The sequence below is a fragment of the Furfurilactobacillus milii genome (genome assembly GCF_009863985.1).
Taxonomy (GTDB): domain Bacteria; phylum Bacillota; class Bacilli; order Lactobacillales; family Lactobacillaceae; genus Furfurilactobacillus; species Furfurilactobacillus milii_A.
In genome coordinates, this window is the sequence record NZ_WEZT01000016.1 from 18,992 (window position 1) to 44,277 (window position 25,286).

The window sequence follows — 25,286 nt, forward strand, 5'->3', positions numbered from 1 at the left end:
AGGGATATGAGGAGTTAACGTTGATGGGATATGTAATTGCGCTCGCAAATCAAAAGGGTGGTGTTGGTAAAACAACAACCAGCGTCAACCTTGGTGCGTGCCTGGCTAATCAGGGTCAAAAGATTCTATTAGTCGACACAGATGCTCAGGGTAATGCAACGAGTGGGATTGGGATTCAAAAAGCTAACATTCAAAAAGATATTTACGACGTGTTGGTTAATGAAACGCCAATTTCAGAAGTTATTTTACCGACTAATCATCCAGGCATGGATATTGTACCCGCAACGATTCAGTTGTCCGGTGCTGAAATTGAACTGACTAACTTGATGGCCCGTGAAACACGGCTTAAGGATGCCCTTCAAGAGGTGCATGACGACTATGACTTCATCTTAATCGACTGCCCACCGTCACTTGGACTGCTTACGATCAACGCCTTTACGGCCAGTGATTCCATTTTGATTCCCGTTCAAAGTGAATACTACGCTTTGGAAGGGCTTAGTCAGCTATTAAACACAATTAAACTGGTTCAGAAACACTTTAACCGTAGTTTGCGCATCGAAGGGGTATTACTAACCATGTTTGATGCTCGGACTAATTTGGGTGCTCAGGTTAACGCCGAAGTTCAAAAATACTTTGGTGATCGCGTCTATAAGACAATTATTCCGCGTAACGTTCGTTTGTCAGAAGCGCCTAGTCACGGACTCGCCATCATTGATTACGATCCGAAGTCACGAGGCGCCGAAGTTTATTCACAATTAGCAGAGGAGGTCCTCGAAGCGCATGGCAAGTAAGAAAACGACTGGAAAAGGCCTCGGCAAGGGAATTAACGCGTTGTTCGAGGAAAACGGATTGGCGGACAGTCTCAATGATGTGACTGCTGAACAAGTCGAGGATGTTGCACTTTCAGACATTCGACCTAATCCGTATCAACCACGGCGCACGTTTGACCGCAAGGCGCTAAAAGAACTCGCAAGCTCAATTGAAAAATCAGGGGTCTTTCAACCAATTATTGTTCGACAACCTGATGAAAAATTAAATCGTTACGAAATTATTGCCGGTGAACGTCGTTTTCGGGCGTCCAAGTTAGCTGGCAAGAGTAGCATTCCTGCCATTGTTCGGACTATGAACGAACAGGAAATGATGGAAGTTGCTGTGTTGGAAAACCTGCAACGTGAGGATCTGACCCCGCTTGAAGAAGCTGAGGCCTACCAAACGTTGATGAGTAAGCTTAACCTGACACAGGCTGAGGTATCTGCGCGTTTAGGTAAAAGTCGGCCATATATTGCTAACTACATTCGTTTGCTCGGATTACCAGATGTCATTAAAAAAATGTTGGCTGATAACGAGTTATCGATGGGTCAAGCAAGAACATTGCTTGGTTTGAAAGATAAGCGTAAAGTGGTTGCGCTGGCTCGCCGGGTCGTTAAAAATGGCATGACCGTACGTGAGTTGGAAAAAGTGGTTGGTGAGATGAACGGCGACAAGCAAAAAGTTGCCAAAACACCGGTAAAGAAGTCTGCCTATGTGCGGGCTTCTGAGGATCAGCTACAAGAGAAGTTTGGCACGAAAGTCCAAATTTCAAACGCCAACAATGAGGGGCAAGGACACATCGAAATTGACTATATGTCAAATGATGATCTTAGCCGGATCTTAGATATTTTAGGCATCTCATTGGATTAACTGTTAACACAAAAACAGCGGAGGTTAAGCGATGTACGACAAAGGCGACGTTGTTGAAATGAAAAAGCCACATCCGTGTGGCACGAATGAATGGGAAATTTTGCGTTTAGGCGCAGATATTAAGATTAAATGCCTCGGTTGTGGGCACATGATTATGATGCCACGGCGGGAGTTTGAAAAGAAACTCAAGAAGATTCTCCGCAAGGCATCGGCAGCCGAATAAACAAAGAAAGTGTGAAGGGTTAACATGGCTTTAACAGCAGGAATTGTTGGACTACCAAACGTTGGTAAGTCCACGCTTTTCAACGCAATTACCAAGGCGGGTGCCGAAATGGCAAACTACCCGTTCGCAACGATTGAACCAAACGTGGGGATGGTGGAAGTGCCTGATTCACGGCTTGACCGGATTCAAGAAATCGAACCAGCCGACAAGGTTGTACCAACAACGTTTGAATTCACCGATATTGCTGGGATCGTTAAGGGTGCCAGCAAGGGTGAAGGACTAGGAAACAAGTTCCTTGAAAACATTCGTCAGGTTAACGCGATCGTTCACGTGGTCCGGGCCTTTGATGATGACAACATCACCAGTGTTACAGGCACGGTTGAACCATTGGAAGATATCGACACCATCAACACTGAGCTGATTATTGCCGACTTGGACGCTGTGAACAAACGGTACGCCAAGGTTGAAAAGGCGGCGACGAACGCTAAGGAAAAGGATGCCATTGCTGAATATGGTGTGCTGAAGCGCATCAAACCAGTTTTGGAAGCCGGTAAATCCGTGCGGACGTTGGACTTTGACAAGGATGAACAGAAGATTGTTAACGGTTTGTTCTTATTAACTTCCAAGCCAGTTTTGTACGTGGCCAACATTGCTGAAGATGACATGGCTGACCCAGAAGCTTCCGAGTACGTTAAGCAGATTGAAAAGTTTGCGGCAACAGAAGGTAGTGGTGTGGTTGCTGTTTCGGCGAAGACTGAAGAAGAAATTGCCGAAATGGACGATGAAGACAAGCCGGAATTCCTTGAAGCTGAAGGTGTTGACGAACCGGGTTTGAACAAGCTGATTCGCGCTTCATACAAGTTACTCGGTTTGGAAACCTTCTTTACTGCTGGTGGTAAGGAAACACGTGCTTGGACTTATCGTGCTGGCACAAAGGCACCCCAAGCTGCCGGAATCATTCACTCTGACTTCGAACGTGGTTTTATCCGTGCTGAAGTTATGTCCTTTAATGACTTAGACAGTCTCGGTAGTGTCCAAAAGGTCCGTGAGGCTGGTAAGCTCCGTCTTGAAGGTAAGGACTACGTCATGCAGGACGGTGACATCGTTGAATTCCGGTTCAACGTTTAGAAATTGACACATAAGGAGATTTATTGTGACTGAAGAAAATCGCGAACGTAACGCGGGTGCTAAACAAGAGCACCATGGTCAAATCCGTACCGACACAACTCGATTTAATGATCAAGGGTTGACCAAACGTAACGAAGAATTTATGTACCAGTTAAACAAGATCTTAGACCAACGTGATTATACTGGCGAACAGCGTAACGTTAAGGTGGATGATACGTTAAACAAGTTGAAGGAAGGTCAAAAGACTGGTCAAACGGCTAAACAACTGTTTGGTACACCAACGGCCCACGCCGATGAACTGATTAACGGGCCTGCCAAGAACACGAATGGTGATGGGGCCGAACCAGCTGGTTTCTGGCCAACTGCCGCTGATAGTGCGCTGAGTATCTTAGCCATTTTCACGGCGATGTACGGAATCTTGGGCTTCTTCTCCAAACAGCCAGCGCAACAGTCTGGTCAAATGGGCATTGTCGGTATTCTGATCGTGTCAATTGTCTTTGGCCTTGGTTGGTCATGGTTAACGCCAATGTTGAATCCAACTGATCGTCGCAAACGTTTGCCACTATGGCGGATTTTATTGGCAATGGCAGGGTTATTGGTACTGATTCTGGTTCTCTTCATGGGTGTCAGTTTGTTACCACCAGTCGTTAACCCAATCTTGCCTGCATGGTTGTACATCTTGTTGGCCTTGGCGGCATTTGGTGCCGATTTGTGGCTCCGTCGCCGTTTCAACATCATTGGCGGGATGTTTGCTAACCCTAACAATGCGCGGAACAGACAGAATCAACGTAAGTAACATTGGAAATTCTAAAGCTGCCATAAGTATGGTGGCTTTTTCCTTTGCTCTTTCTTAATTTGTCCCAGCCGTCAATGTCTAGTAGAATAGACCACAGGTATTTCGCTCCGTAGTCGACTTGATTACGTTGAGCGCACCACGTGTTCCAATAATGGAGGAAAATGTCGATGAAGATTTTAGTGGTTGACGACGACAAAGAAATCGCACAGTTGTTAGAAATTTACATTAAAAATGAAGGTTACGAACCAATCTCAGCCTACACTGGTAAGGATGCTTTGACTAAGCTGAACACCAATCCTGATATTGGCTTGATGATTTTGGACATCATGATGCCTGAAATGAACGGGATTGAAGTGGTTAAACAAGTTCGTAAGGACTCACAGATTCCAATCTTGATCCTATCAGCTAAAACCGGTGATATGGACAAGATTCAGGGATTGATCTCTGGAGCTGACGACTACGTTACTAAGCCATTCAACCCGCTTGAAGTGATGGCGCGGGTAAAATCATTGTTGCGCCGGTCTGAAGATCATGTTACCAGCGATACACCTGACGTCTTAGACATTGGCCCATTGACCATTAACAAAGACTCACATGAAGTCAAAACGATTGATGGGCAAACGATTCAATTGACAGCCCTGGAATTTGGTATTTTATACCTGTTGGCGAGTCATCCAAACCGTGTTTTCTCAGCTGATGATATCTTTGAACGTGTTTGGCAACAAGAATCCGTTGTGTCCGCCAAAACGGTTATGGTTCACGTGAGTCATTTACGTGACAAGATTGAAGAAGCAACGAACGGCGAGAAAGTCATCGAAACCGTTTGGGGCGTTGGTTACAAGATTGAGGCACACTAATGATGAAACTAACTCCACGCGAAAAGTGGTCGTTAATTTTTGAAGGGGTAGTAACCATTGTGTTGCTGCTCCTTTTAAATCTATCGCTGGTTGTGATTTTGAACGATCTGTTGCACTCTAATCCGGGGATTGCCGGTGGAGTGTACATGATCAAACGGTCACTGGTGATTGGTGGACGGTACATTTGGAGCTATCAAAATATTTTTATTGCAGTCATGATTCTTATCGACTGTGCTGTTTTGTATTGGCGCTTAATCAGACGCTATCACCTTTACCAGATGAATCATATCATCGATGAATTGCACTATATTTCAGACGGTCACTTGGAGCACCGTATTTCATTCAAACTGAATCATCGTTTGCAGCGGGTCGTGGATTCGGTCAACTCATTGGTTGATTCCGCCACTCAGTCGATGAATGATGAGCGCCAGGCAGAACGTTCGAAGGATGAATTGATTACAAACGTCAGTCATGATATTCGAACCCCATTAACGTCCATCATTGGCTATTTGGGCTTGATTGAGAATAATCAGTACCAGACAGACGAAGATTTGGTCAAATACTCTCACATTGCCTATTTGAAGGCCACCCAGATGAAATCGTTGGTGGAAGATCTGTTTGAGTACCTGAAAATGCGCGGTACTGAAGCTGAGTTGACCATTAATGAAATCAACTTCAGTCAAATGCTCGAACAGTTAGCTGCCAGTTATGAACTGGAAGCGAGTCGGAAACAACTAACAATTACGTCGACGACTGTTCCTGACAATATTATGATGGAAGCTGATGCTGAGAAGTTGGGGCGTGTGTTCAATAACCTGATTTCAAACGCGCTTAAGTATGGTGAGAACGCTACGTTTATCGAACTGAATGCCAAGCTAAAGGGCAACGAAGTTATCGTGCGTGTTTCCAACGATGGTCGTGAAATTCCAACGGCGGCGTTAAATCAGCTGTTTGAACGTTTCTACCGCGTTGAAGAATCACGTTCGAAGGAAACTGGCGGGACTGGACTAGGCTTGGCCATTGCGCAGAGTATCGTTGAGCGTCATGGTGGCTATATCTTTGCTGAGTCCGATGAGAACCTTACGAGTTTCGTGATCCATCTACCGATTCATCATGATCAGCCTTTGCAACAACCATAAATAATAGATGTTATATAGAAGAGATAATCCGTTTCAACGATTTTTTTTCGTTTGAAACGGATTTTTTTGTGCTTTTAAAGTGCTGCAGAACCGCACCGTTAAGCGCTCTCAATGAAGTAGAATAATTAAGAAAACGTTTTAGTGCGCTGATAAATGGTTGAGGTTTGTTAACAATCGGTGTATATTGTGGACTTGTAATGTCCGCAATGAAAAGCTTATTTTTTTGTGGGCACGGTCGCATAAAAACGTTTGTATGTAACTTAGAATGACGAGAGAAAAAGAGGTGGCACCACGTGAAGATGATTGCGAATGAATGGAAATTTATTGGAAAGAATCGGTTAATTCTGATTTCCGTTCTTGCTATTATGATTATTCCATTCTTGTACAGTATTTTCTTCTTGAAGTCTGTTTGGAACCCATATGGGGAAACACAGCATTTGCCTGTTGCCGTTGTTAACAACGACCAACCGGTAAAATATCAAGGCCAGACGATGAACGTCGGGGACCAAGCAATTAAATCCCTGAAGAAGGATCATCAGCTTGGTTGGCGGTTTGTTTCTGAAAAGAAGGCTAAGCAAGGGTTAAAGGACAAAAAGTACTACACGATTGTTACTTTCCCAAAGGACACATCTAAAAATGCTGCATCCGTGCTGAGCAAGAACCCCAAAAAGATGGATATCCAATACGAAACCAATGGATCGTTAAACTACATTGGTGAAGTTATCAGTCAGATTGGTGCCACCGGGTTAAACGAAAAGATTCGTCAAACAATCATCAAGGCTTATGCCGATGCAACTTTCCAACAAGTTAAAAAGGTTGGGAAGGGAATGAATACCGCTGCTAAGGGTGCTAAGACCTTGTCTAAGGGTCAAAAGACACTTGGTACTGGTATCGATACCTACACGGCTTACGTGAGCCAGGTGAACGATGGTGTCCAAACCATGAAGATGAGTGTCGGACCATTATCATCTGGTGTCGGTAAGTTGGCTGATGGTGGTAAGACGCTGAACAATGGCTTGCAGACGTTGAACGGCAGTACCGGTCAATTGGCTGGCGGTGTTAATCAGCTTGCCAGCGGTTCAGGCCAATTAGCCAGTGGTGTGCAAACGTACACTAACGGTGTTGGAACACTGAACTCTGGTATTCAGACGTTGAATGGTAGCACTGGTCAATTGGCTGGTGGTGTTAGTCAACTTGCCAATGGTGGAAATGCTTTGAATTCTGGCATTCAAACATTGAATGGTAAAACTGCACAATTAGCTAGTGGTGCTAATCAGTTATCAAACGGTGCTAATCAAGTTAATAGCGGCGTTCAACAGTACACGAATGCTGTTTCCCAGTTGAATTCTGGGTTAGGTGAGATTTCTCAAAACAATGGTCAAATAACTGCTGGATTGCAGAAAATCAAAGATTCATCCGCTCAGTTATCTGAACTACCAGACATGTTGAAAGCGATGCAATCGGTTCATGATCAAACACCAGCTTTACAGAAGAGCATGGCGGATTTACAATCCCAGATGGGTACTTTAAGCACACTTTCTGATTTGCAAAAGACTGTTTCTGATGCTCATCTTGGTAGTATTAATACTGGCGATGCCACCAAGGGACTTCAAGTTGCGAAGGACAGTGCTGGTGCAGCCAGCGCTTCGTTTGACAAGATTGTTGCCGACATCAATGGTTCTAGTTTAAGTGATACCGATAAGCAAACTGCAATTAATGCAATTCAAGGTGATGTTGCAGCTGGTAAAACTTCTGCATTAACTGCTCAGGGTGCAGCCGACAAGGTTAATGCCGGTCTTAGTGGCATGACTGATGTCTTGACTAAAATTCAGCCTGCTCTCAATCAGTTAAACGGGGTTGACGTTAACGCGCTGAGTAAATCAGCAGCTTCCACATTCCAACAAGCAGATCAATTATTAGGGACTGCGGGTTCACTGACTTCTCAAGACACGATTAATAAGTTACAAAATCTAGCCGCTCAAACATCGAGCATGTCGACACAGTTAGATGGTATTCAAACGTATGTTAATAGCGTTGCTAAAGCGTCTGCTGGTGCCTCACAGCTGAACAGTCAATCAGGGGCACTTATTTCTGGAACTTCCCAATTGTCAGGTGGTTTAGCACAGCTTAACAGTCAGGTTCCTGCACTGACTGGTGGTGTTAGTCAACTGGCTAATGGTTCCGAACAACTCTCTGGTGGTCTTAATCAGTTGAATACTCAGGTACCAACATTAACCAACGGTGTTCAACAATTGGCTAATGGTTCATCACAATTGAATGCCAACTCTGGTGCACTTGTATCAGGTGCTAACCAATTGAATGGTGGTATCGGTCAGTTGAACGCTCAGGTACCTCAATTAGTCGGTGGTGTTCAACAATTGGCAAATGGTTCTTACCAGCTTTCTGGTGGTTTGGATCAACTGAACAGTCAAATCCCAGCCTTAACAGATGGTGTTAACCAGCTTGCTGATGGTACTTCTCAATTGAACAGCAACTCGCCAGCCTTGAAAGACGGCACGAAGAAGTTGGTTACCGGTTCTGTTAAACTATCAGACGCACTTGGTAAAGGTGCTGATCAAGTTAATGCAATGCCATTAACTTCTAAGACTTCTGACATGTTTAGTGCGCCAACCAAGTTGACACACAAGAGTTACAGTAAGGTTGCTAACTACGGGCACGCATTGGCACCTTACGTACTATCAGTTGCCTTGTATGTTGGGGCAATCGTCTTCAACTTTGCATACCCAATTCGGAAGGTTTCAATGTCTGGGCAAAGCGCAACGGCTTGGTTCTTCAGTAAGAGCACGATTGGTTTAGTTGTTGCCGTGGTTCAAGCAGTTGCTGAAACTGGTTTGATGATGTTATTCGGCTTGTCAGCTGATCATCCTGGTCAGATGTTTGCCGTTTCAATTAGTTTCTCGATAGCGTCGATGTTCCTCGTCATGTTCCTATCCATGTTACTGGATAACCCTGGTCGTTTCATCGCCATGGTTCTTCTGATGTTGCAACTTGGTGGTTCAGGCGGTACATTCCCAATGCAAGTAACAAACGGCTTCTACAATGCCATTCATCCATACTTACCAATGACGTACTCAATTCTTGGCTTACGTCAGGGATTAACGTCCGGCTTGGGTAATGACACGGTTACACAGGCAGTTGGCTTGTTACTGCTGATGGCAGTGATCTTCGCAGTCCTGTTATGGTTGTCGATGTTGTTATTGCAACGCATGCATCTACAAGGCTTCTCGCAGCTTGATGATAATCAGAAGTTACAAGATGTTGAAAAATAGTTTTTAATAAAGAAGTCGTCACGGCCAAACTTGGCTGTGACGGCTTTTTTTGGTGGTTTACTTCGAAAAAAGATGAGTAATAATTCCCGTAATAAAAATAAATAAGTGCTCGTTTATGCAATAATTTGATTGTGCGTGATATACTTTGAATATAAATTAATCCCATTGACTATAAACGTCATATAAAAGTAAATGTTTAATCGATTGACGGGATTGACATTAAACTATTCTTGTTAAAAATGGTTGCGCAAGTTACGGATATATTAGGAGAAATCAAATGCAAAATGAGCAACAACTTGAAATGGTGATTACAATGATGTCAGAAGGCTATTTGGCGAGTTTCCGTTCGATAGAGAAAACGTTAAAGCGAGTTGCAAAAAAATTCGGGTTAGGGTGGAGCAGTCTGTCTATTTTGAACCAGATTGCTAATGATGCTAGTGTCACCACAGCTGACTTGATTCAGCAAAATCACATTTCTAAGGGCGCTGTCTCACTTCAAATTACTGAGTTACTCAACCGTAATTTGATCAAAATTAGCGAAGACGAAAATGATCGGCGCCGCCATCGAATTGAACTGACCAAACGTGGGGAAAAATTGGCTGATCGGGTACATACTCAAGCCAATGAAATTGCTCAAAGTGTTCTGGACAATATGCCACTGAACGAAATGCGGCGTCTGCATCAAAACTTTGCTACGTTTGCAGAGACATTGAGCAATACACCAATCAAGTAGTCAATTTTAAAAGCTATGTACAGGAAATTAAACGCAGAAAATTCTGCGTTTTTTATTTTGACTTAAAACAAATATTAGCCATTCTATTAATGATTGCATCGAGTAAACTATTAATGGCGCGAATCGTTATTTAATAGGGAGGGTCTCTTATGACATATAATGTACAACCATTACGAACAGCTACAGAAATTCAACAGTTTTTGCACGCGGTCAGCGTAGGAAGGTATAGTAAGCGGAATCGTTTTCTAGTATTGCTGGGTATGAACACGGGACTGCGAATGAGTGATATCGTTCGTTTGCGAGTCGCTGACGTGAAGCAGATTTATAATTGTACAATTACGGAACAGAAAACGGGTAAAAAAAGATTGCTATATTTGGCCAGTATCCGTGAGGAAGTGCTGACCTATATTGATGGTTTGTCGGACAGCAATTATCTATTTATCAGTAACTATGGTCGACCGCTACGAGTTAACTCAGTTTTATAAAATATTTCAGAAAGCAGCCTTACGAATGCATCGTCAGGACATTGGGACACACACATTGCGGAAAACATTTGGCTACCATTACTATCAGCAAACACATGATATTGCGACATTAATGATTTTGTTAAATCATTCGAGTGAATCTGTTACAAAGCGCTATTTGGGCATTGAAGAACTAGACATTCAGAATGCGTTGAAGGGATTTCGGCTGGGTAAATAAAAGTCACGACTCTAGCAAGAATCGTGACATATAGTAGGCAGAAGGTTGGTATATCGGCGATCTATTATTCATAGACGATAGTTAAATAAAGTGACCAATTGAATACAGCAGGGTATTATGTGTGATAGCACATATCGTTAACAAAGAATTTCTAAATGATCACACTTTTAAAATGTTGATATATGAAGGATAGACAAAGTATTTACCACTTTAATAGTTCATCTTGTTAATGAACGTATGTTATACTTTTATTAGTGGAATATATTGAGCCATGTCACGATTCTTGCTATTTTAGTGAATTGCATTTAATTTATTGTGAATTGTGCGGCCCAAAAGTGTTCCCATCAACTAATAAGGTGGTGTCACTCGTGGATAATCAAAAAGAAGAACAAAAATTGGTCGTTGATATGATGACAGAGGGGTATCTGTCGAGTTTCCGCCAGATTGAAAAGGTTCTTGGTCGAGTTTCAACTACGTTTGGTATTGGGTGGAGCGGCCTATCGATATTGAATCAACTCGCTACAAATCCGAATGTGAACGTATCTGACATGGCAGCGAAAAACCATGTGACTAAGGGTGCAATTTCTATTCAAATTTCTGAATTGATGAAGGATGGCCTGATTGAGATGGCTGAAGATCCAAACGATCGTCGTCATCACATCATAAAGCTGACCAAAAAAGGTCAAAAAATGGCTGATCGCGAAGTTGCCCAAGCAAAAGCCATGGCAGCGAAAGTCTTAAATAATATGGGTGAAGCAGAAATGATGCGGCTACATACTGACTTTGCTGCTTTTGCTCATCTTCTTGAAGATACTAAACTTGAATAATTTTTTTGTGCTTGAATTTACACTTTAAGTGCAACACTAATTAAATAAAGAATGGCCCATGGCCAAATTTCTGTAAAATGATGTTTGCGAAAACAATCATGAAAGGTAATCACTCCCTATATTGGTTGGAATTAGCTACTACCATTGTAAGTGATTGCTTTGGGCTTTTTAATTTCTGTTCGGATTAATTATAGAATTTGCCATGAAGAAAAGTTTGCTATACTATCTTGAGAGGTGAAAAAATTGAATATGCCCAGAGAAGGCGAATTTATTGCCATAAAAAGTTATAAACATGATAGAAGTCTGCACCGCACATGGCGGGACACGATGGTTTTGAAAAATACAGATAATGAATTTATTGGTGTTAACGACCATACATTAGTTACAGAAGATGATGGTCGAAGATGGGTGACAAGGGAACCAGCAATTGTATATTTTCATCGCCACTATTGGTTTAATATTATTGCGATGATTCGAGATAATGGTGTTTCGTATTACTGTAACTTAGCCTCACCTTTTACAATGGATAAAGAAGCATTAAAATATGTGGATTATGATTTAGACGTGAAAGTGTTCCCTAATGGTGAAAAGAAGCTTTTAGACGTTGATGAGTATCAAGCACATGGTCTGAAATGGGAATATAGTGAAGAACTGGATATGATTTTAAAATCCAATGTTAAAGTGTTAGTTGACTGGATCAACAATGCTAAGGGACCGTTTTCAAAAGAATACATTGATTTATGGTATCGACGTTATCGAATGCTATTGAAAACGAATTACAAAGAAAATGAATCTTTTCTATAGATTGATAGGTGATTAATATTTTTGATAAGTTAAGGCATGAAAATATCCTTTATTGGTCAGCGGTTGCACTGGCAATTGCGACGTTTGTTTGGGTTTTGACGCAGATGGGTTTTCTATTCCGACCAATTGGTACTTTTATATCTGTCATTTTTGTTCCACTAATAATTTCAGGCTTTCTTTTTTATATGCTGAATCCATTGGTGAAGTTACTTATGAAAGTCAGAGTTGGACGCTTCAGTATTAATCGAACTGGAGGAACAGCTATTGTAATTGTTTCTTTGCTGGGCATAGTTTTGTTGGGAATATTTTCATTAATCCCGATTCTGTCGACACAGATTGGACAACTAATCTCAAACGTTCCACACATTGCGGCACAGTCACAAAAGGTGATCACTAAATATATTGGAGATTCTCACATACTTCAAAATGAAAATGTGGATCACTATGTAAAAGGTCTTGAAAAGTCATTTTCAACATGGGCTCAAACATTTATAAAAAATTTGAGTAATAGTCTTGGATCAATCGTTGGGACGGTGACTAATGTCACGGTTACTGCTATCACAGTTCCTGTGATTTTGTTTTACATGCTGAAGGACAGTAACAAATTTATTCCTGCGATTTCTAAATTTTTACCTTCCAAAAGAAAACAACCGATTATTGATTTGTTATTTAAAATGAGTGAAACAATTTCGCAATATATTTCTGGTCAGGTTATTGAGTGTTTGTTTGTTGGCTTTTTCACTAGTATGGGCTACATGCTGATTGGATTGCCCATCGGTATACTACTCGGAATCATTGCCGGTTTATGTAACATTATTCCATACGTTGGCCCGTATATTGGTATCACGCCAGCCATCATTGTGACTTTGATTTTAGCACCTCAAAAAATCATCTGGGTTATTGTTGTTGTTTTGGTTGTACAACAAGTTGATGGAAACATTATTTACCCAAATATTATTGGTAAAACTTTAAAGATTCATCCTCTGACTATTATAATTTTATTGTTAGCGGCTGGACATTTGGCTGGCATTCCAGGAATGATACTTGGAATTCCATTTTATGCGGTTCTTAGAACTATTGTTCAATACGTCTGGAACATTTTTCACTTGGATAGTGACGAAAATGCGTCAAATGAATAACAGAAATGAATAATGAATGTAACTGAAATGAAAAGTCAGTTTGTTATCATTTCTGTTGGTATAGTTAATTATGACGATTAAGAAAAAGGGGTCTATTTAACGTTGGCATCTAATAAAACTCATTTTAAAATGTATAAAAAAGGAAAGGCTTGGCTTGTGGCCGGCTTGACGATTGGAACGATGGCTCTGGGTGTCACGACCCACACCGCAGATGCTCATGCAGATGCTGGTTCAGGTGCGGTTAGCGATGCAGTCTCAAGCACCGTTTCGATCGGTCAATCTCAAGCCTTAGGAAATAAGGATGACAATAGCAATTCTATTAATTTAGGTGAGGCAAAGTCCGAGTCTAGCAGTGTCGCTACTGATAGTGTTGCAAATTCGTCTGTTTCAAGTACGACAAGTGCTGCAAAGTCATCTGTTTCAAACGCCCCGAGTGATACAAGTTTTGCAAAGTCATCTTCTTCAAGTGTGACGAGTAATGATCAGTCTGTTTTCTCCGGCGTAACAAGCTCTGCAGTAAAGAACACAGATGTTTCAAATAGTGCGAATAAATTCAACAGTAATATCAGCGCTTCAAGTTCAGTGCTATCTACTGATGAAAAGGCTACTTCAACAAGCGTTACTGAAACGACAAAAAACGCTGATGGTTCCAAGGCTACAAGTGAATCTTCTGTAAAGTTGAGTGCATCAACAAATACTGAGACAAGCTCAGAAAATTCAAGTTCGCAAGTGAAATCTAATGCTGTAAATGTAAACGAAGCGGGAAAAACTAGTACCACTAAGTCTTCTTTTTCAGAAGGGCAATCTGAAATAACCAGTGATAATTCTCGTAATCAATCTGCGGCTGGCTCTAACACTTCAGTAGTCGATAGCACCGAAAGCAGTGCAAATGGGACCGTTGCGACCTCAACGATGCCTGTCAATGTAATCAATCTTGATGAAGAGGCCACTTCTGCAGAGGTTTCCGCCGCGAAGAGTGCCGCTACAGAAAACTATCAGGAAACTGGACAGCCACAACAAATTGTTCGAGTTGATGCGTCTTCATACTCGTATGTAAATGCATTTTTGGACAGTATTAAACAGGGTGCACTCAATAGTTGGCGTGAGTACGGTGTATTACCTTCACTAACGGCCGCTCAAGCCATTCTGGAATCTGCATGGGGACAATCCTCATTGGCAATGAATTATCATAACTTATTCGGAATTAAGGGCTCTTATAATGGGCACTCAGTTTTGTTACCAACGCAAGAGGATTACGGTAATGGCCTAGTTACCATTAATGACTATTTTAGAGTTTATCCAGATGCTTCAAGTAGCATTCTCGACCATGCTCTCTTTCTAGTTCAAAATTCACGTTATAGCAATTTACTGTGGCAAAAGGATGCTTGGACGGCCTGTGTCTTGATTCGGCAAGACGGTTATGCTACTGATCCGGTGTATTCATCTTCTCTGTACAACATCATCAAGACATATGGGTTGACGGATTGGGACACAGAAGCCATGAATGTTAGCCGCTGGCAAAACACTAGTAATGGTTGGCAATATACGAACAGCAATGGGAATGTGTCTAAGGGTTGGTTTACCGATGATAGTAACCATTGGTATTATGCAAATGATCAAGGATACATGCAAAGTTGGTGGCTGAACCAGAACAATCAGTGGTATTTCTTGGGCACTAACGGTGCAGTGCAAACGGGCTGGGTAAATCCTTCTGGTTCTTGGTATCACATGAATAACAGTGGTGCGATGCAAGAGGGATGGATTCAGGATAATAACAATTGGTATTATTTGAATCCTGATAATTCTGGTGCCATGCAAAGCTGGTGGCTGGATCAGAATAATCAATGGTACTTCTTAGGCAGTAATGGTGCCATGCAGACTGGCTGGGTAAATCCTTCTGGTACCTGGTATCATACAAACGGTAGTGGCGCCGTTCAGACTGGTTGGGTTTTCGATAATAATACCTGGTACTATATGAATCCGGATGCTTCTGGCGCCATGCAAACTTGGTGGCTATGGAATAATAATTCATGGTATTTTTTGAATAGTAATGGTTCCATGGCAACTGGTTGGATGAACAATGGCGTGGGCTGGTATCATTTAGACAATAGTGGCGCTATGCAGACTGGTTGGCAGTGGCTGGACGGTGCATGGTATCATTTAAACCAAGATGGCACGATGAGCAACTGGTGGTTTATAGATAATGGTGCGTGGTATTTCGTCAATTCTAGTGGTCAGATGGTTTCCAATTGGTTTACTGCCAATGGTCAAAGCTATTATCTTGATCCTAGTTCCGGTAAAATGGCTACGTGGTGGCGATTTATTAATGGTCACTGGTATTTCTTCGACCAAAGTGGCGCTATGCAGACTGGTTGGGTCACAATCAGTGGAAAAGCCTATCATTTTAATAATGAGGGCCAAATGGATGTCGGTTAATTAATGAATTGTTTTTATTGAAAAGGTTGCTCTAAACGGCAACCTTTTCGCATTTTCTAGCACTAAAATTACATTTTTACCATAGTTTTCCGATTAAACTTGTTTGTTAGCCGTGGGTTGCGTATTATTTTTATATTAACAGTAGTTTAAAGATTAAAACATAGAACGAACTTGAAAGGTAGAACAAAGTATGAGTGAAGGAATTGTTAAGAAAAAAAGGGTGGCTTGGGTTGACATTGCTAGGGGCATAGCGATTCTGGCTGTGATCTTAGGTCACTCTATTTTTGATGTGAAATTAAATTACAATAGTTATGTGGCTCATGTTATTTTTGCGTTTCATATGCCTATCTTCTTCATTGTTAGTGGGTACTTTTATCGCGAAAAAACGTTAAAGACAGAATTAAAAGGCGGCCTTTGCAATCTGATTTTGCCGTACCTGAAGACTGCCGTATTCGCATTTATTGCGGTTATTGTAGGCATGATTTGGCAGCATAATCCTGTTATGTATAGTTCAATGAGTATCCCTCAATTTTTACTAGCTGTTTTGTACGGATTTGGCGGTGGACCAGCACACTCTGCAGGAATCCCTTCAATTGGCGCGACATGGTTCTTAATGGCGATGTTTGTTGCCATTCAAGTCTTTAATTGGAGTATGCGTTTAACCAACAAGTCAAATAGTTTGCTACGTTTGGCACTTTTCTTGACATACGCGGTAATGGGGATTGCTATCAATCAAGTGGTTTTCTTACCATGGGCTACGAACTCGGCCTTGCTAGTGCAGCCCTTTTTGTACGGTGGCTATTTGTTGAAAAAAAGTGAATTGGCAGAGAATATTAAATGGCCAGTTCTTGTGATAAGCTTGCTGCTCTGGCTATATTCCGCTCATATATCATTTTTACAGCTCTCAGCGGCTTCAATGCCGTACTACTTAGAGCAGTTCATGGGTGCTTTTGGCGGTAGCATGATTGTTTTTTGGATTTCTCAAAAAATTGAAAAACATTCACGTATCTTAACGAACATTTTCAAAAAGTATGGTAGCCAATCAATTGTTGTGTTTTGTTTTCATGCATTTGATTTATCGTATGTGTCATTAATTGCGCTATTAGATGTTTATGTTTATCCAGTTGTGAAAAATCAATATCTGTTTTTAATTATTGTTTATGCTTACAGACTTTTAATACCAACGGTAATGATGCTATTAATGCCTCACATTAAGGGATTAAGAAGCTTTTACCTAAATAGAAACTTTCCATTTAGATTTCAAGTTAAGAATGAAAAGAACTTAATCAAACAAGGAGATCAAAAATGAAAAACGTGTGTGCCGTGCTTGTGACATACAATAGGTTAGAATTGTTGAAAGAGAGCATTTCAGCAATTTTGAATCAAACGTACAAAGTTCACCAGTTGATTATCGTTGATAATCAAAGTACCGACGGCACGTCTGATTATTTGAAACAAACAGATGACGCTAGAATAAAAGTGTACACGCCAAGCAAGAATCTAGGTGGAGCGGGCGGTTTTCAAATAGGAATTAATCAAGCCATGCAAGATGTGGAAAATGATTTTGTTTGGATTATGGATGATGATACGATTCCTCAGAAAGATTGTTTAGATCAGCTGCTTAAGCCAATCGTCTCCGGCTCAGTTGAATCTGCGGGCTTTATGTGTAGTAATGTGCGATGGACGGACGACAGTGCTGCCGTAATGAATATTCCGTACACAACGAGTTACTGGAATGAGCTGGCTCAGCAGGGGCTTATTCAGGTGAAGGCTGCTTCATTTGTGTCACTTCTAGTTTCAACTAAAATTATTCGTGAAGTTGGTTTGCCTATCAAAGAATTTTTTGTGTGGGGAGACGACTATGAATTTACTTGGCGAATATCAAAAAAATATAAGAGTTATTGTGTATGTAGTAGTCTCGTGATGCATAAAATGGGGGCTAATCACGGAGTTGATATTGTTACAGATACCATTGGGAGAATTCCGAGATACTTTTATAGTTTTCGAAATTCCCTCTACACTGAAAGGCATCATGATGGTGTAAAGGGTTTTACAATTCAAATTCTACGTGAATTTTATTCTGTACATAAGGTCTTGCATCATAGCAAAGATCATAAATGGCTCAGAATCAGATATATATTTAAAGGAATGCTCGCGGGATTGGCGTTTAACCCTCAGATACAATTTCCCAAAGAGAGGCTTTAACAGTATGGGTGAAGATACATTAACATTAGGGCAAATTCATGGGCACGAGTTGCGGATGCTTGAATATTTGGATCATATTTGCAGAGAAAATAATATTGAGTATTATCTTTGTGGTGGCACGTTGATTGGTGCTGTTAGACATAAAGGCTTTATTCCTTGGGATGACGATGTTGACGTCTATTTGAAGCGTCCTGATTATGAACGATTAATTCAACTGATCAATCCCAAAAGTGGGTACAGGGCTCTTAGTATTGATAACGATCAATCCTATTATTATTCGTACGCAAAATTAGTTGATACATCTACTAAAGTGCTAGAATCAAATAAATTTAAAATAAATGGGTATGGACTGTTTGTTGATTTGTTTCCACTCGATGTGTGCCCGTCTGGGTCGACACGGCGAAAATTTTTTTTGTGGCATGAGGCATTTTTAAGGAAATGTGTCATGACTTCAATCCAAAAATACAGCTTACATCGGAATATCATCAAACGAATGGTTGTCAGAATAACACATTTGATTGGTGCCAGACGTTTTTCGAAGCGGTTGGACAAAGTTGCTAGAAAACATAACAATGAAACGAGCAATTTGCTGGCGGATGCAAGTGGGGCCTTGTCAGTTGACTATTTTCTTCAGGCTAAATGGTTCAATACAACAGCGAATTTGTCTTTTGAAGGTTTAAAACTGAAGGTTCCGATTGATTATGCAGCCTATCTTTCATATTCCTATGGCGACTATATGAAGCTCCCACCGAAGGATGAACGAGTGGATCATAAGCTAACAGTAATTTCTGCAGAGAAAGGGATTCCTAAGGATGAAAATTAACTATTCAATATCTGATCTTTGGAAAATTTTTTGGCACAATATTATTATTGTGATTTTATCTGGTGCCTTGTTGGGTGGGGCAACTTATCTATTCTTTAGTCATCGTCAGACTGCAACATACACTGCCCAACGGACAATTACGGTTTATCATACTGGTGACGTTACAAAGGAAGCCAACTTAATTCAGGCTGATGTGTTAAGCATGAATACGTACGCTAGTATAATTAATGATCCAGTAGTAATGACGCCCGTCTATAATGATATGAAGACAACCAAGAACTTTAGCTATACTAAGAAAAATATTTCAAAGCAAGTTGTCGTTGTGCCAGCACCAAACTCAGCCTCGATGACAATCAATGCATCGGCTAACACTTCTGCAGTTGCGATAAAAATGGCGAACGTGACCGCAGAAGTTGCTAAGGATACACTGCCTCAATATATTAAGCATTCAGCTAAAATTAGACTTTTGGCAAATGCAAATCAACGGCCAGTGTCGAAAACGGTGACACCTAATGTAAAGAAATTGTCCATTTACGGTTTGGCAGCTGGGATAGTTTTAGGGACGCTAACGTCATTCGGCGTCGACATAATTAGGAATCAACAAAAATAGGGTAAGGTCATAAAAATGTCTGGTATTTTAATTCCAATTTCACTTTTTACTAAAGTTTTCTCATATGGGCTTCCTGGAACAATTGCTGGGCTGCCGTTTGTAGCCCTGTTTATATTGGTGCTTTTTCAGGCTAGTCAAAGAACTGATACGTTAGTGAAACCTCATATTCCTAGAATAACAATTTTGTATGTGTTGCTGGTTTTGGTTTTACAGTTTTGGGCAATTGGGCGTTCATATGAAACATATGGGGATTCCGTTCAAGGAATTGGAGTCAGTACTTCTTTTGTCGATATAATCGGCCTGGTTGCGACTATTATATTGGCTTATTATGCAGTTCGATTAACTGTTGTTACTCGAGAAAACATTTTCACGTTTATCAGATCTACCATTATCACGTTGACTGTTTTTGAACTGGTCGTCTTAATTCCACAAATTATTGCTGCTGTGACACCTTATATGCACGGATGGGTGAATTTTATTGGAGCGTTATTTGAAAAGAGGTGGCATGGCCGTAATTTTTATGACAATGGTAGTTATGCCACAACAATGGGGCGTATTAATGGATTTGAGGCCGAAGCAGGCTATTTGGCCAGCCAGATTGGACTTGTTTTTCTTCCGCTTCTGATTTCGGGATTAGCCAACCATTTTAGCTTTTGGAGCGAAAAAAAAGAAACAAAAAGTCAGTATATTAAAGTGGCAATACTTTTTATACTAACTCTTTTAATTCTTTTCTTTGCTAAAACCACAACTGGTTTTGTTGTAATCGGATTGTCATTGGCAATGTTGTTTTGGAAATCAAATCGGCATGATAAGGTAATATTGATTATTATCGGCGCTGTTGGCCTTGCGGGAGTGATTGCAGCCTATGCCCTTGTTCCTGGAGTAAGACACCTTTTGAATCAGTATCTATTTCAAAAATCTGGTACTGAGAATCGGGCAGGGGGAACAATTGGCTTATTAAAGACATTTTTAAGTCACCCGTTTATTGGTATAGGAAATGGCTGGGCTGGTCCATATCTTGTTGAAAATGCGCCAGCTTGGTCGAAAAATAATTGGGAATATATTTACGTATATTCGGTTACTGGATATCCGATATTAAGTGTTTTGGGTGGAATTCTTGCACAATATGGAGTGCTAATAGTTTTGGTGCCTCTTGTTTATATTATTAAGCAAGTTCAAAGAGCTTTGAATTTAAAACGACGCATTGATTTATTAAAAGCTCAGAAAATACAGTACGAGTATAAAACATTTTTAGTGATTTTTGATTCTTTTCAAATATTCTTAGTTATGTTCTTTGTCCTGTCGTTTCTCATTTTTTCGTGGTCAGAGTATTATGTATTATTATCATTTTTCTTTTATACAATTAGTTTACGCAAATTGGAGAGGGAAGTGTGCTCTTCAATTTAGAGATTCTATCATATCTGTTGTTGGTCATGTCAAAAGACATGATCGACAACAGATTTTTCTTTCTGTAAGCTGTATTGTGTTTAACCGCAAAAACAGACTGTAAGGTAAGCAGTAAGTAATAGCACGTATTCAAAAATTGCGAATCATCTGTCATGATAATGACGGATGGTCCGCAATTGTTTTACTTTGGATCTTGTTTAAGTACCGCTGGTTCAATATTCCATGGTAAATAAGCTTCCAAATCAACTGGATCGGGATTCTGACCCCATTCCGGTATTTCTTCGAAGAGATAATTTAAATATAACTTTGGATCAAGCTGATTGGCCTTCGCACTTTCAATAAATGATAAGTACATCGCCTTAGCGCCGGCTTGGCTTTTGGAGAACAGACTGTTTTTACGTAACATCACACTCGGCTTGATACTACGTTCAGCTAAATTATTGCTTAAAACGACCTGTCCATCTTCTAAAAAGACATTTAAACGATCTTTTTGCCCGATTGCGTAATCAACCGCTTTACCCAACGAACTATTAGGCAACACATTCGTTTGGCTCAGGGTTGCCCAGAACGCTTCGACGAGTGGTGCCGCCGTTTCTTGGCGTTTAGCCAACCGATCGGCTGGCTTTAAAGCGGCCCAGTCACGTTCCCACATGAACAACTGATCAATCTTGGCCAAGGCTTGTTTAGCTTGGCCTTTTTGACTCCCATGTGTTGCGTTAAAGAACTTGCGCCGGGCATGTGCCCAACAACCTACCTGCCGAATGGTATCTGGCAAGGCATGGTAACCACTGTATCCATCGCATTGCAATGTACCTTCAAATCCTTTGTACAATTTAGCCGCGGTTTTCCCAGAACGAGTCGGGTCGTAAGCGAAGTAGACCGCTGGTTTGCTTGCACCTTCATTTGAAGTGATGAGCCATAAATAGGATTTACTCGTGGCGGTCTTATTCGGTTCTGTCAACACCTGAATCGGTGTTTCATCACCGTGTAAGTAATCCTGTTTTAGCAGTTGCTCATGAAGCATTTGATAGAGCGGCGTTAGCCACTCACCACATTTGATCACCGCATTACTTAAACTGGCCGTGGTTGTCTCCCAGCCGCGTCGCTTCCATTCCGAACGCTGTCGGTAGAGCGGCACATCGAGGATATATTTTTCACCGACAATTTCAGTAATTAAGCTTGGCGTCATGACACTGTGTGCCATTAAGGCCGTTGGCCCAGGTGTTTGAATCAACTTATCACCATCAATTTTAGGATCCGCCGAACAACGTGGGCATTTATAAGTGAAGGCGAAGTTGTCATGTTGAACTAAGCGTGCTGGAATGTATTCCAATGTAGTTCGAACCGCTTTTTGTCCAATAGTGTCTAGTTGATGCCTACAATTAGGGCAATGGGTATCGGCCAGACCAAAGTAACGCTTTTCAACAGTGACTAAATCTGGATTGAGTCGCTCTGCTAATTTCTTTGCTGGTTTGCGCGTATGGGCAGCCACTGGCGTGGGTGCCACTTCAGGGCTCTCTTCAACCGTTGGTGTCTCAAACAGGGATAGCTGACCTTCATTGGCATTTTGTTCAGATGATTGCCCGAAATGACGACGTTGAAGATTCTTCAATTGTTCCATCAACCATTTGTTTTGATCAGACAACTGCTGGACCAGACTGGTTAACTGTTTATTTTGTTCCGTCAATTGAAGCATTAACTCATGATCCGTCATCCGGTGAACCCTCCGTTTCCAATTTACTCAATTAACGTAGAATACCTGAATTTAGGGCAAAAGAAAACCCTTAAAATCAGCCTTTTAGACCATCTTTTTAATGATGACAAAGCGTTGACTTTAAGGGTTTAATACCAGGCACCGATGGTGGCTGGTTGAACACTAGGCGAAAGTGGAAAGCCTTGTAAAAAGCGCTTGAGCTGCGTTTGCGTAATTAACTTAGCGGCACTGTCTTTACGCGGCCAAAGTAACCGTCCGTTCTCTAAACGTTTATAAAAAAGTAGAAAACCATCTGACTCCCAGACCAAGGCTTTAAACCGATCCATTTTCGTTCCACAAAAAAGGAATAAGGCATTGTTGAATGGATCTAAATCGAATTCTTCCTTAACGAAGGTCGCGAGACCATCGATACCTTTACGTAGGTCAGTTTTGCCTGTGATAACGTAGATTTTCTGATAACTTGTGTAAGCTAATAGCTGTTTTAAATCTTTTTCAGTATCTGAGTTCATGTTTCACCACCAAATTAATTGATGGCTTAAGCATAGCTAAGAAAACTGATCAAAAATAGTCGTGCTGTTACTTACTGCTTACACTGTAAGCAGTGTAAGCAGTAAGTAATAGCACGTATTCAAAAATTGCGGATCATCTGTCATGATAATGACGGATGGTCCGCGATTGCTTTACTTTGGTTCTTGTTTCAGTGCTTCTGGTTTAACATTCCATGGTAAATAAGCTTCCAAATCAACCAGATCGGGATTCTGACCCGTTCTGGTAGTTCTGTGAAGAGATAATTTAAATATGCTTTGGGGTCAAGCTGGTTCGCTTTCGCACTTTCAATGAATGACAAATACATCGCATTCGCCTTAGCGCCGGCTTGGCTTTTGGAAAACAGACTGTTTTTACGCAACATCACACTCGGCTTGATACTACGTTCAGCTAAATTATTGCTGAGGACCACTTTGCCATCTTCTAAAAAGACATTTAAACGATCTTTTTGCCCGAGTGCGTAATCAATCGCTTTACCCAACGAACTATTATGCAACACGTTCATTTGACTCAATGTTGCCCAGAACGCTTCGACGAGTGGTGCCGCCGTTTCTTGACGTTTAGCCAACCGATCGGCTGGCTTTAAATCAGCCCAGTCACGTTCCCACATGAATAACTGATCAATCTTCGCCAAGGCTCGTTTAGCTTGGCCTTTTTGACTCCCATGTGTTGCGTCAAAGAACTTACGCCGAGCGTGTGCCCAACAGCCCACCTGCCGAATGGTATCTGGCAAGGCATGATAACCACTGTATCCATCACATTGCAGTGTCCCTTCAAACCCTTTGTACAATTTAGCCGCGGTTTTTCCAGAACGAGTTGGATCATAGGCAAAGTAGACCGCCGGTTTGCTTGCACCTTCGTTTGAAGTGATGAGCCATAAATAGGATTTATTCGTGGCGGTCTTATTGGGTTCCGTCAACACCTGAATCGGTGTTTCATCACCATGTAAGTAATCCTGTTTTAGCAGTTGCTCATGAAGCATTTGATAGAGCGGCGTTAGCCACTCACCACATTTGATCACCGCATTACTTAAACTGGCTGTGGTTGTCTCCCAGCCGCGTCGCTTCCATTCCGAGCGCTGTCGGTAGAGTGGCACATCGAGGATATATTTTTCACCGACGATTTCAGTAATTAAGCTTGGCGTCATGACACTGTGTACCATTAAGGCCGTTGGCCCAGGTGTTTGAATCAACCTATCACCATCAATTTTAGGATCCGCCGAACAACGTGGACATTTATAAGTGAATGCGAAGTTGTCATGTTGAACCAAGCGTGCCGGAATGTATTCTAATGTGGTTCGAACCGCTTTTTGTCCAATAGTCTCTAGTTGATGCCTACAATTAGGACAATGGGTATCGGCCAGACCAAAGTAACGCTTTTCAACAGTGACTAAATCTGGATTGAGTCGCTCTGCTAATTTCTTTGCTGGTTTGCGCGTATGGGCAGCCACTGGCGTGGGTGCCACTTCAGGGCTCTCTTCAACCGTTGGTGTCTCAAACAGGGATAGCTGACCTTCATTGGCATTTTGTTCAGATGATTGCCCGAAATGACGACGTTGAAGATTCTTCAATTGTTCCATCAACCATTTGTTTTGATCAGACAACTGCTGGACCAGACTGGTTAACTGTTTATTTTGTTCCGTCAATTGAAGCATTAACTCATGATCCGTCATCCGGTGAACCCTCCGTTTCCAATTTACTCAATTAACGTAGAATACCTGAATTTAGGGCAAAAGAAAACCCTTAAAATCAGCCTTTTAGACCATCTTTTTAATGATGACAAAGCGTTGACTTTAAGGGTTTAATACCAGGCACCGATGGTGGCTGGTTGAACACTAGGCGAAAGTGGAAAGCCTTGTAAAAAGCGCTTGAGCTGCGTTTGCGTAATTAACTTAGCGGCACTGTCTTTACGCGGCCAAAGTAACCGTCCGTTCTCTAAACGTTTATAAAAAAGTAGAAAACCATCTGACTCCCAGACCAAGGCTTTAAACCGATCCATTTTCGTTCCACAAAAAAGGAATAAGGCATTGTTGAATGGATCTAAATCGAATTCTTCCTTAACGAAGGTCGCGAGACCATCGATACCTTTACGTAGGTCAGTTTTGCCCGTAAGCTACTATTTCGCACAATCAGTAATATCGCGACGGTCGCTCACTACCATCCGAATCATATTAACGACTTTTATCAACGCAGAAAAAACAATCTCCTCAGTCAGGGACTAAGAAGAT

General features: G+C 41.4%; 22 protein-coding genes and 1 pseudogene. 19 read left to right on the plus strand and 4 right to left on the minus strand.

The annotated features are described in order from the left end of the window. The first annotated feature begins 23 nt into the window (after window positions 1-23). From GB992_RS07970 to GB992_RS08060, 19 genes and pseudogenes are all read left to right on the plus strand, one after another. The gene (locus GB992_RS07970; RefSeq protein WP_017260806.1) at window positions 24-791 is read left to right on the plus strand and encodes a ParA family protein; all 768 of its coding nucleotides are present in this window, start codon (window positions 24-26) and stop codon (window positions 789-791) included. Next, the gene (locus tag GB992_RS07975) at window positions 781-1,680 is read left to right on the plus strand and encodes a ParB/RepB/Spo0J family partition protein (RefSeq protein WP_161001961.1); all 900 of its coding nucleotides are present in this window, start codon (window positions 781-783) and stop codon (window positions 1,678-1,680) included. Before GB992_RS07970 ends, GB992_RS07975 begins: the two co-directional genes overlap by 11 nt. Window positions 1,681-1,711: 31 nt before the next feature. Continuing rightward, entirely contained in the window at window positions 1,712-1,903 is a 192-nt protein-coding gene (locus tag GB992_RS07980; protein ID WP_017260804.1) for a DUF951 domain-containing protein, read from the plus strand. A 24-nt stretch (window positions 1,904-1,927) separates the two neighbouring features. Further along, window positions 1,928-3,031, plus strand: coding sequence for a redox-regulated ATPase YchF (gene ychF, locus GB992_RS07985; RefSeq protein ID WP_161001962.1), 1,104 nt, complete (start codon window positions 1,928-1,930; stop codon window positions 3,029-3,031). A gap of 25 nt (window positions 3,032-3,056) precedes the next feature. Next, window positions 3,057-3,827 carry a DUF1129 family protein gene (locus GB992_RS07990; RefSeq protein WP_161001963.1) on the plus strand — a complete coding sequence of 257 codons (771 nt, stop codon included), beginning with the start codon at window positions 3,057-3,059 and terminating at the stop codon, window positions 3,825-3,827. A 167-nt stretch (window positions 3,828-3,994) separates the two neighbouring features. Beyond that, window positions 3,995-4,684, plus strand: a complete 690-nt coding sequence (gene croR / locus GB992_RS07995; RefSeq protein WP_017260801.1) for a response regulator transcription factor CroR — start codon at window positions 3,995-3,997, stop codon at window positions 4,682-4,684. 2 nt (window positions 4,685-4,686) lie between these two features. Then, window positions 4,687-5,823, plus strand: a complete 1,137-nt coding sequence (locus GB992_RS08000) for a sensor histidine kinase (protein WP_026017036.1) — start codon at window positions 4,687-4,689, stop codon at window positions 5,821-5,823. 299 nt (window positions 5,824-6,122) lie between these two features. Continuing rightward, window positions 6,123-9,113 (plus strand): YhgE/Pip domain-containing protein, encoded by a 2,991-nt coding sequence (locus GB992_RS08005; protein WP_161001981.1) that lies wholly within the window; start codon window positions 6,123-6,125, stop codon window positions 9,111-9,113. Window positions 9,114-9,390: 277 nt separating this feature from the next. Then, window positions 9,391-9,846, plus strand: coding sequence for a MarR family winged helix-turn-helix transcriptional regulator (locus GB992_RS08010; protein WP_161001964.1), 456 nt, complete (start codon window positions 9,391-9,393; stop codon window positions 9,844-9,846). Between the two features lie 149 nt (window positions 9,847-9,995). Continuing rightward, window positions 9,996-10,548 (plus strand): annotated as a pseudogene (locus GB992_RS08015) (tyrosine-type recombinase/integrase). Between the two features lie 368 nt (window positions 10,549-10,916). After that, entirely contained in the window at window positions 10,917-11,375 is a 459-nt protein-coding gene (locus GB992_RS08020; RefSeq protein ID WP_161001965.1) for a MarR family transcriptional regulator, read from the plus strand. Window positions 11,376-11,624: 249 nt separating this feature from the next. After that, window positions 11,625-12,179 carry a DUF402 domain-containing protein gene (locus GB992_RS08025; protein WP_161001966.1) on the plus strand — a complete coding sequence of 185 codons (555 nt, stop codon included), beginning with the start codon at window positions 11,625-11,627 and terminating at the stop codon, window positions 12,177-12,179. A gap of 17 nt (window positions 12,180-12,196) precedes the next feature. Then, window positions 12,197-13,318 carry an AI-2E family transporter gene (locus GB992_RS08030; RefSeq protein ID WP_225439167.1) on the plus strand — a complete coding sequence of 374 codons (1,122 nt, stop codon included), beginning with the start codon at window positions 12,197-12,199 and terminating at the stop codon, window positions 13,316-13,318. 102 nt (window positions 13,319-13,420) lie between these two features. Beyond that, on the plus strand, window positions 13,421-15,754 hold the full coding sequence (locus GB992_RS08035) for a glucosaminidase domain-containing protein (protein ID WP_161001967.1): 2,334 nt from the start codon (window positions 13,421-13,423) through the stop codon (window positions 15,752-15,754). A 190-nt stretch (window positions 15,755-15,944) separates the two neighbouring features. Further along, on the plus strand, window positions 15,945-17,063 hold the full coding sequence (locus tag GB992_RS08040) for an acyltransferase family protein (RefSeq protein ID WP_161001968.1): 1,119 nt from the start codon (window positions 15,945-15,947) through the stop codon (window positions 17,061-17,063). Beyond that, complete coding sequence (locus GB992_RS08045; RefSeq protein ID WP_161001969.1) at window positions 17,060-17,959, plus strand: glycosyltransferase family 2 protein; 900 nt, start codon at window positions 17,060-17,062, stop codon at window positions 17,957-17,959. Before GB992_RS08040 ends, GB992_RS08045 begins: the two co-directional genes overlap by 4 nt. 4 nt (window positions 17,960-17,963) lie before the next feature. Beyond that, window positions 17,964-18,782, plus strand: coding sequence for a LicD family protein (locus GB992_RS08050; RefSeq protein WP_161001970.1), 819 nt, complete (start codon window positions 17,964-17,966; stop codon window positions 18,780-18,782). Next, window positions 18,772-19,392 (plus strand): YveK family protein, encoded by a 621-nt coding sequence (locus GB992_RS08055; RefSeq protein ID WP_161001971.1) that lies wholly within the window; start codon window positions 18,772-18,774, stop codon window positions 19,390-19,392. Before GB992_RS08050 ends, GB992_RS08055 begins: the two co-directional genes overlap by 11 nt. A gap of 15 nt (window positions 19,393-19,407) precedes the next feature. Then, window positions 19,408-20,799, plus strand: a complete 1,392-nt coding sequence (locus tag GB992_RS08060) for a hypothetical protein (protein WP_161001972.1) — start codon at window positions 19,408-19,410, stop codon at window positions 20,797-20,799. Window positions 20,800-20,980: 181 nt separating this feature from the next. Here the strand turns inward: GB992_RS08060 and tnpC (GB992_RS08065) are convergent, their stop codons facing one another. From tnpC (GB992_RS08065) to tnpB (GB992_RS08080), 4 genes are all read right to left on the minus strand, one after another. After that, complete coding sequence (gene tnpC / locus GB992_RS08065; RefSeq protein WP_161001973.1) at window positions 20,981-22,513, minus strand: IS66 family transposase; 1,533 nt, start codon at window positions 22,511-22,513, stop codon at window positions 20,981-20,983. A gap of 128 nt (window positions 22,514-22,641) precedes the next feature. After that, window positions 22,642-23,022 (minus strand): IS66 family insertion sequence element accessory protein TnpB, encoded by a 381-nt coding sequence (tnpB, locus tag GB992_RS08070; RefSeq protein WP_161001974.1) that lies wholly within the window; start codon window positions 23,020-23,022, stop codon window positions 22,642-22,644. A gap of 188 nt (window positions 23,023-23,210) precedes the next feature. Further along, the gene (gene tnpC / locus GB992_RS08075) at window positions 23,211-24,731 is read right to left on the minus strand and encodes an IS66 family transposase (protein ID WP_161001975.1); all 1,521 of its coding nucleotides are present in this window, start codon (window positions 24,729-24,731) and stop codon (window positions 23,211-23,213) included. A gap of 128 nt (window positions 24,732-24,859) precedes the next feature. Continuing rightward, on the minus strand, window positions 24,860-25,141 hold the full coding sequence (gene tnpB / locus GB992_RS08080) for an IS66 family insertion sequence element accessory protein TnpB (RefSeq protein WP_161001983.1): 282 nt from the start codon (window positions 25,139-25,141) through the stop codon (window positions 24,860-24,862). Window positions 25,142-25,286: the final 145 nt, after the last annotated feature.

What these genes read in the sequence shown, in the direction of transcription:
- GB992_RS07970 (WP_017260806.1), top strand. Translation starts at nt 24, where the DNA reads ATGGGATATGTAATTGCGCTCGCAAATCAAAAGGGTGGTGTTGGTAAA.
- GB992_RS08010 (WP_161001964.1), top strand. Translation starts at nt 9,391, where the DNA reads ATGCAAAATGAGCAACAACTTGAAATGGTGATTACAATGATGTCAGAA.
- croR (WP_017260801.1), top strand. Translation starts at nt 3,995, where the DNA reads ATGAAGATTTTAGTGGTTGACGACGACAAAGAAATCGCACAGTTGTTA.
- GB992_RS08055 (WP_161001971.1), top strand. Translation starts at nt 18,772, where the DNA reads ATGAAAATTAACTATTCAATATCTGATCTTTGGAAAATTTTTTGGCAC.
- GB992_RS08060 (WP_161001972.1), top strand. Translation starts at nt 19,408, where the DNA reads ATGTCTGGTATTTTAATTCCAATTTCACTTTTTACTAAAGTTTTCTCA.
- tnpC (WP_161001975.1), bottom strand. Translation starts at nt 24,731, where the DNA reads ATGACGGATCATGAGTTAATGCTTCAATTGACGGAACAAAATAAACAG.
- GB992_RS08040 (WP_161001968.1), top strand. Translation starts at nt 15,945, where the DNA reads ATGAGTGAAGGAATTGTTAAGAAAAAAAGGGTGGCTTGGGTTGACATT.
- GB992_RS08050 (WP_161001970.1), top strand. Translation starts at nt 17,964, where the DNA reads ATGGGTGAAGATACATTAACATTAGGGCAAATTCATGGGCACGAGTTG.
- GB992_RS08000 (WP_026017036.1), top strand. Translation starts at nt 4,687, where the DNA reads ATGAAACTAACTCCACGCGAAAAGTGGTCGTTAATTTTTGAAGGGGTA.
- GB992_RS08005 (WP_161001981.1), top strand. Translation starts at nt 6,123, where the DNA reads ATGATTGCGAATGAATGGAAATTTATTGGAAAGAATCGGTTAATTCTG.
- ychF (WP_161001962.1), top strand. Translation starts at nt 1,928, where the DNA reads ATGGCTTTAACAGCAGGAATTGTTGGACTACCAAACGTTGGTAAGTCC.
- GB992_RS07980 (WP_017260804.1), top strand. Translation starts at nt 1,712, where the DNA reads ATGTACGACAAAGGCGACGTTGTTGAAATGAAAAAGCCACATCCGTGT.
- GB992_RS08045 (WP_161001969.1), top strand. Translation starts at nt 17,060, where the DNA reads ATGAAAAACGTGTGTGCCGTGCTTGTGACATACAATAGGTTAGAATTG.
- GB992_RS08025 (WP_161001966.1), top strand. Translation starts at nt 11,625, where the DNA reads ATGCCCAGAGAAGGCGAATTTATTGCCATAAAAAGTTATAAACATGAT.
- GB992_RS07975 (WP_161001961.1), top strand. Translation starts at nt 781, where the DNA reads ATGGCAAGTAAGAAAACGACTGGAAAAGGCCTCGGCAAGGGAATTAAC.
- tnpC (WP_161001973.1), bottom strand. Translation starts at nt 22,513, where the DNA reads ATGACGGATCATGAGTTAATGCTTCAATTGACGGAACAAAATAAACAG.
- tnpB (WP_161001974.1), bottom strand. Translation starts at nt 23,022, where the DNA reads ATGAACTCAGATACTGAAAAAGATTTAAAACAGCTATTAGCTTACACA.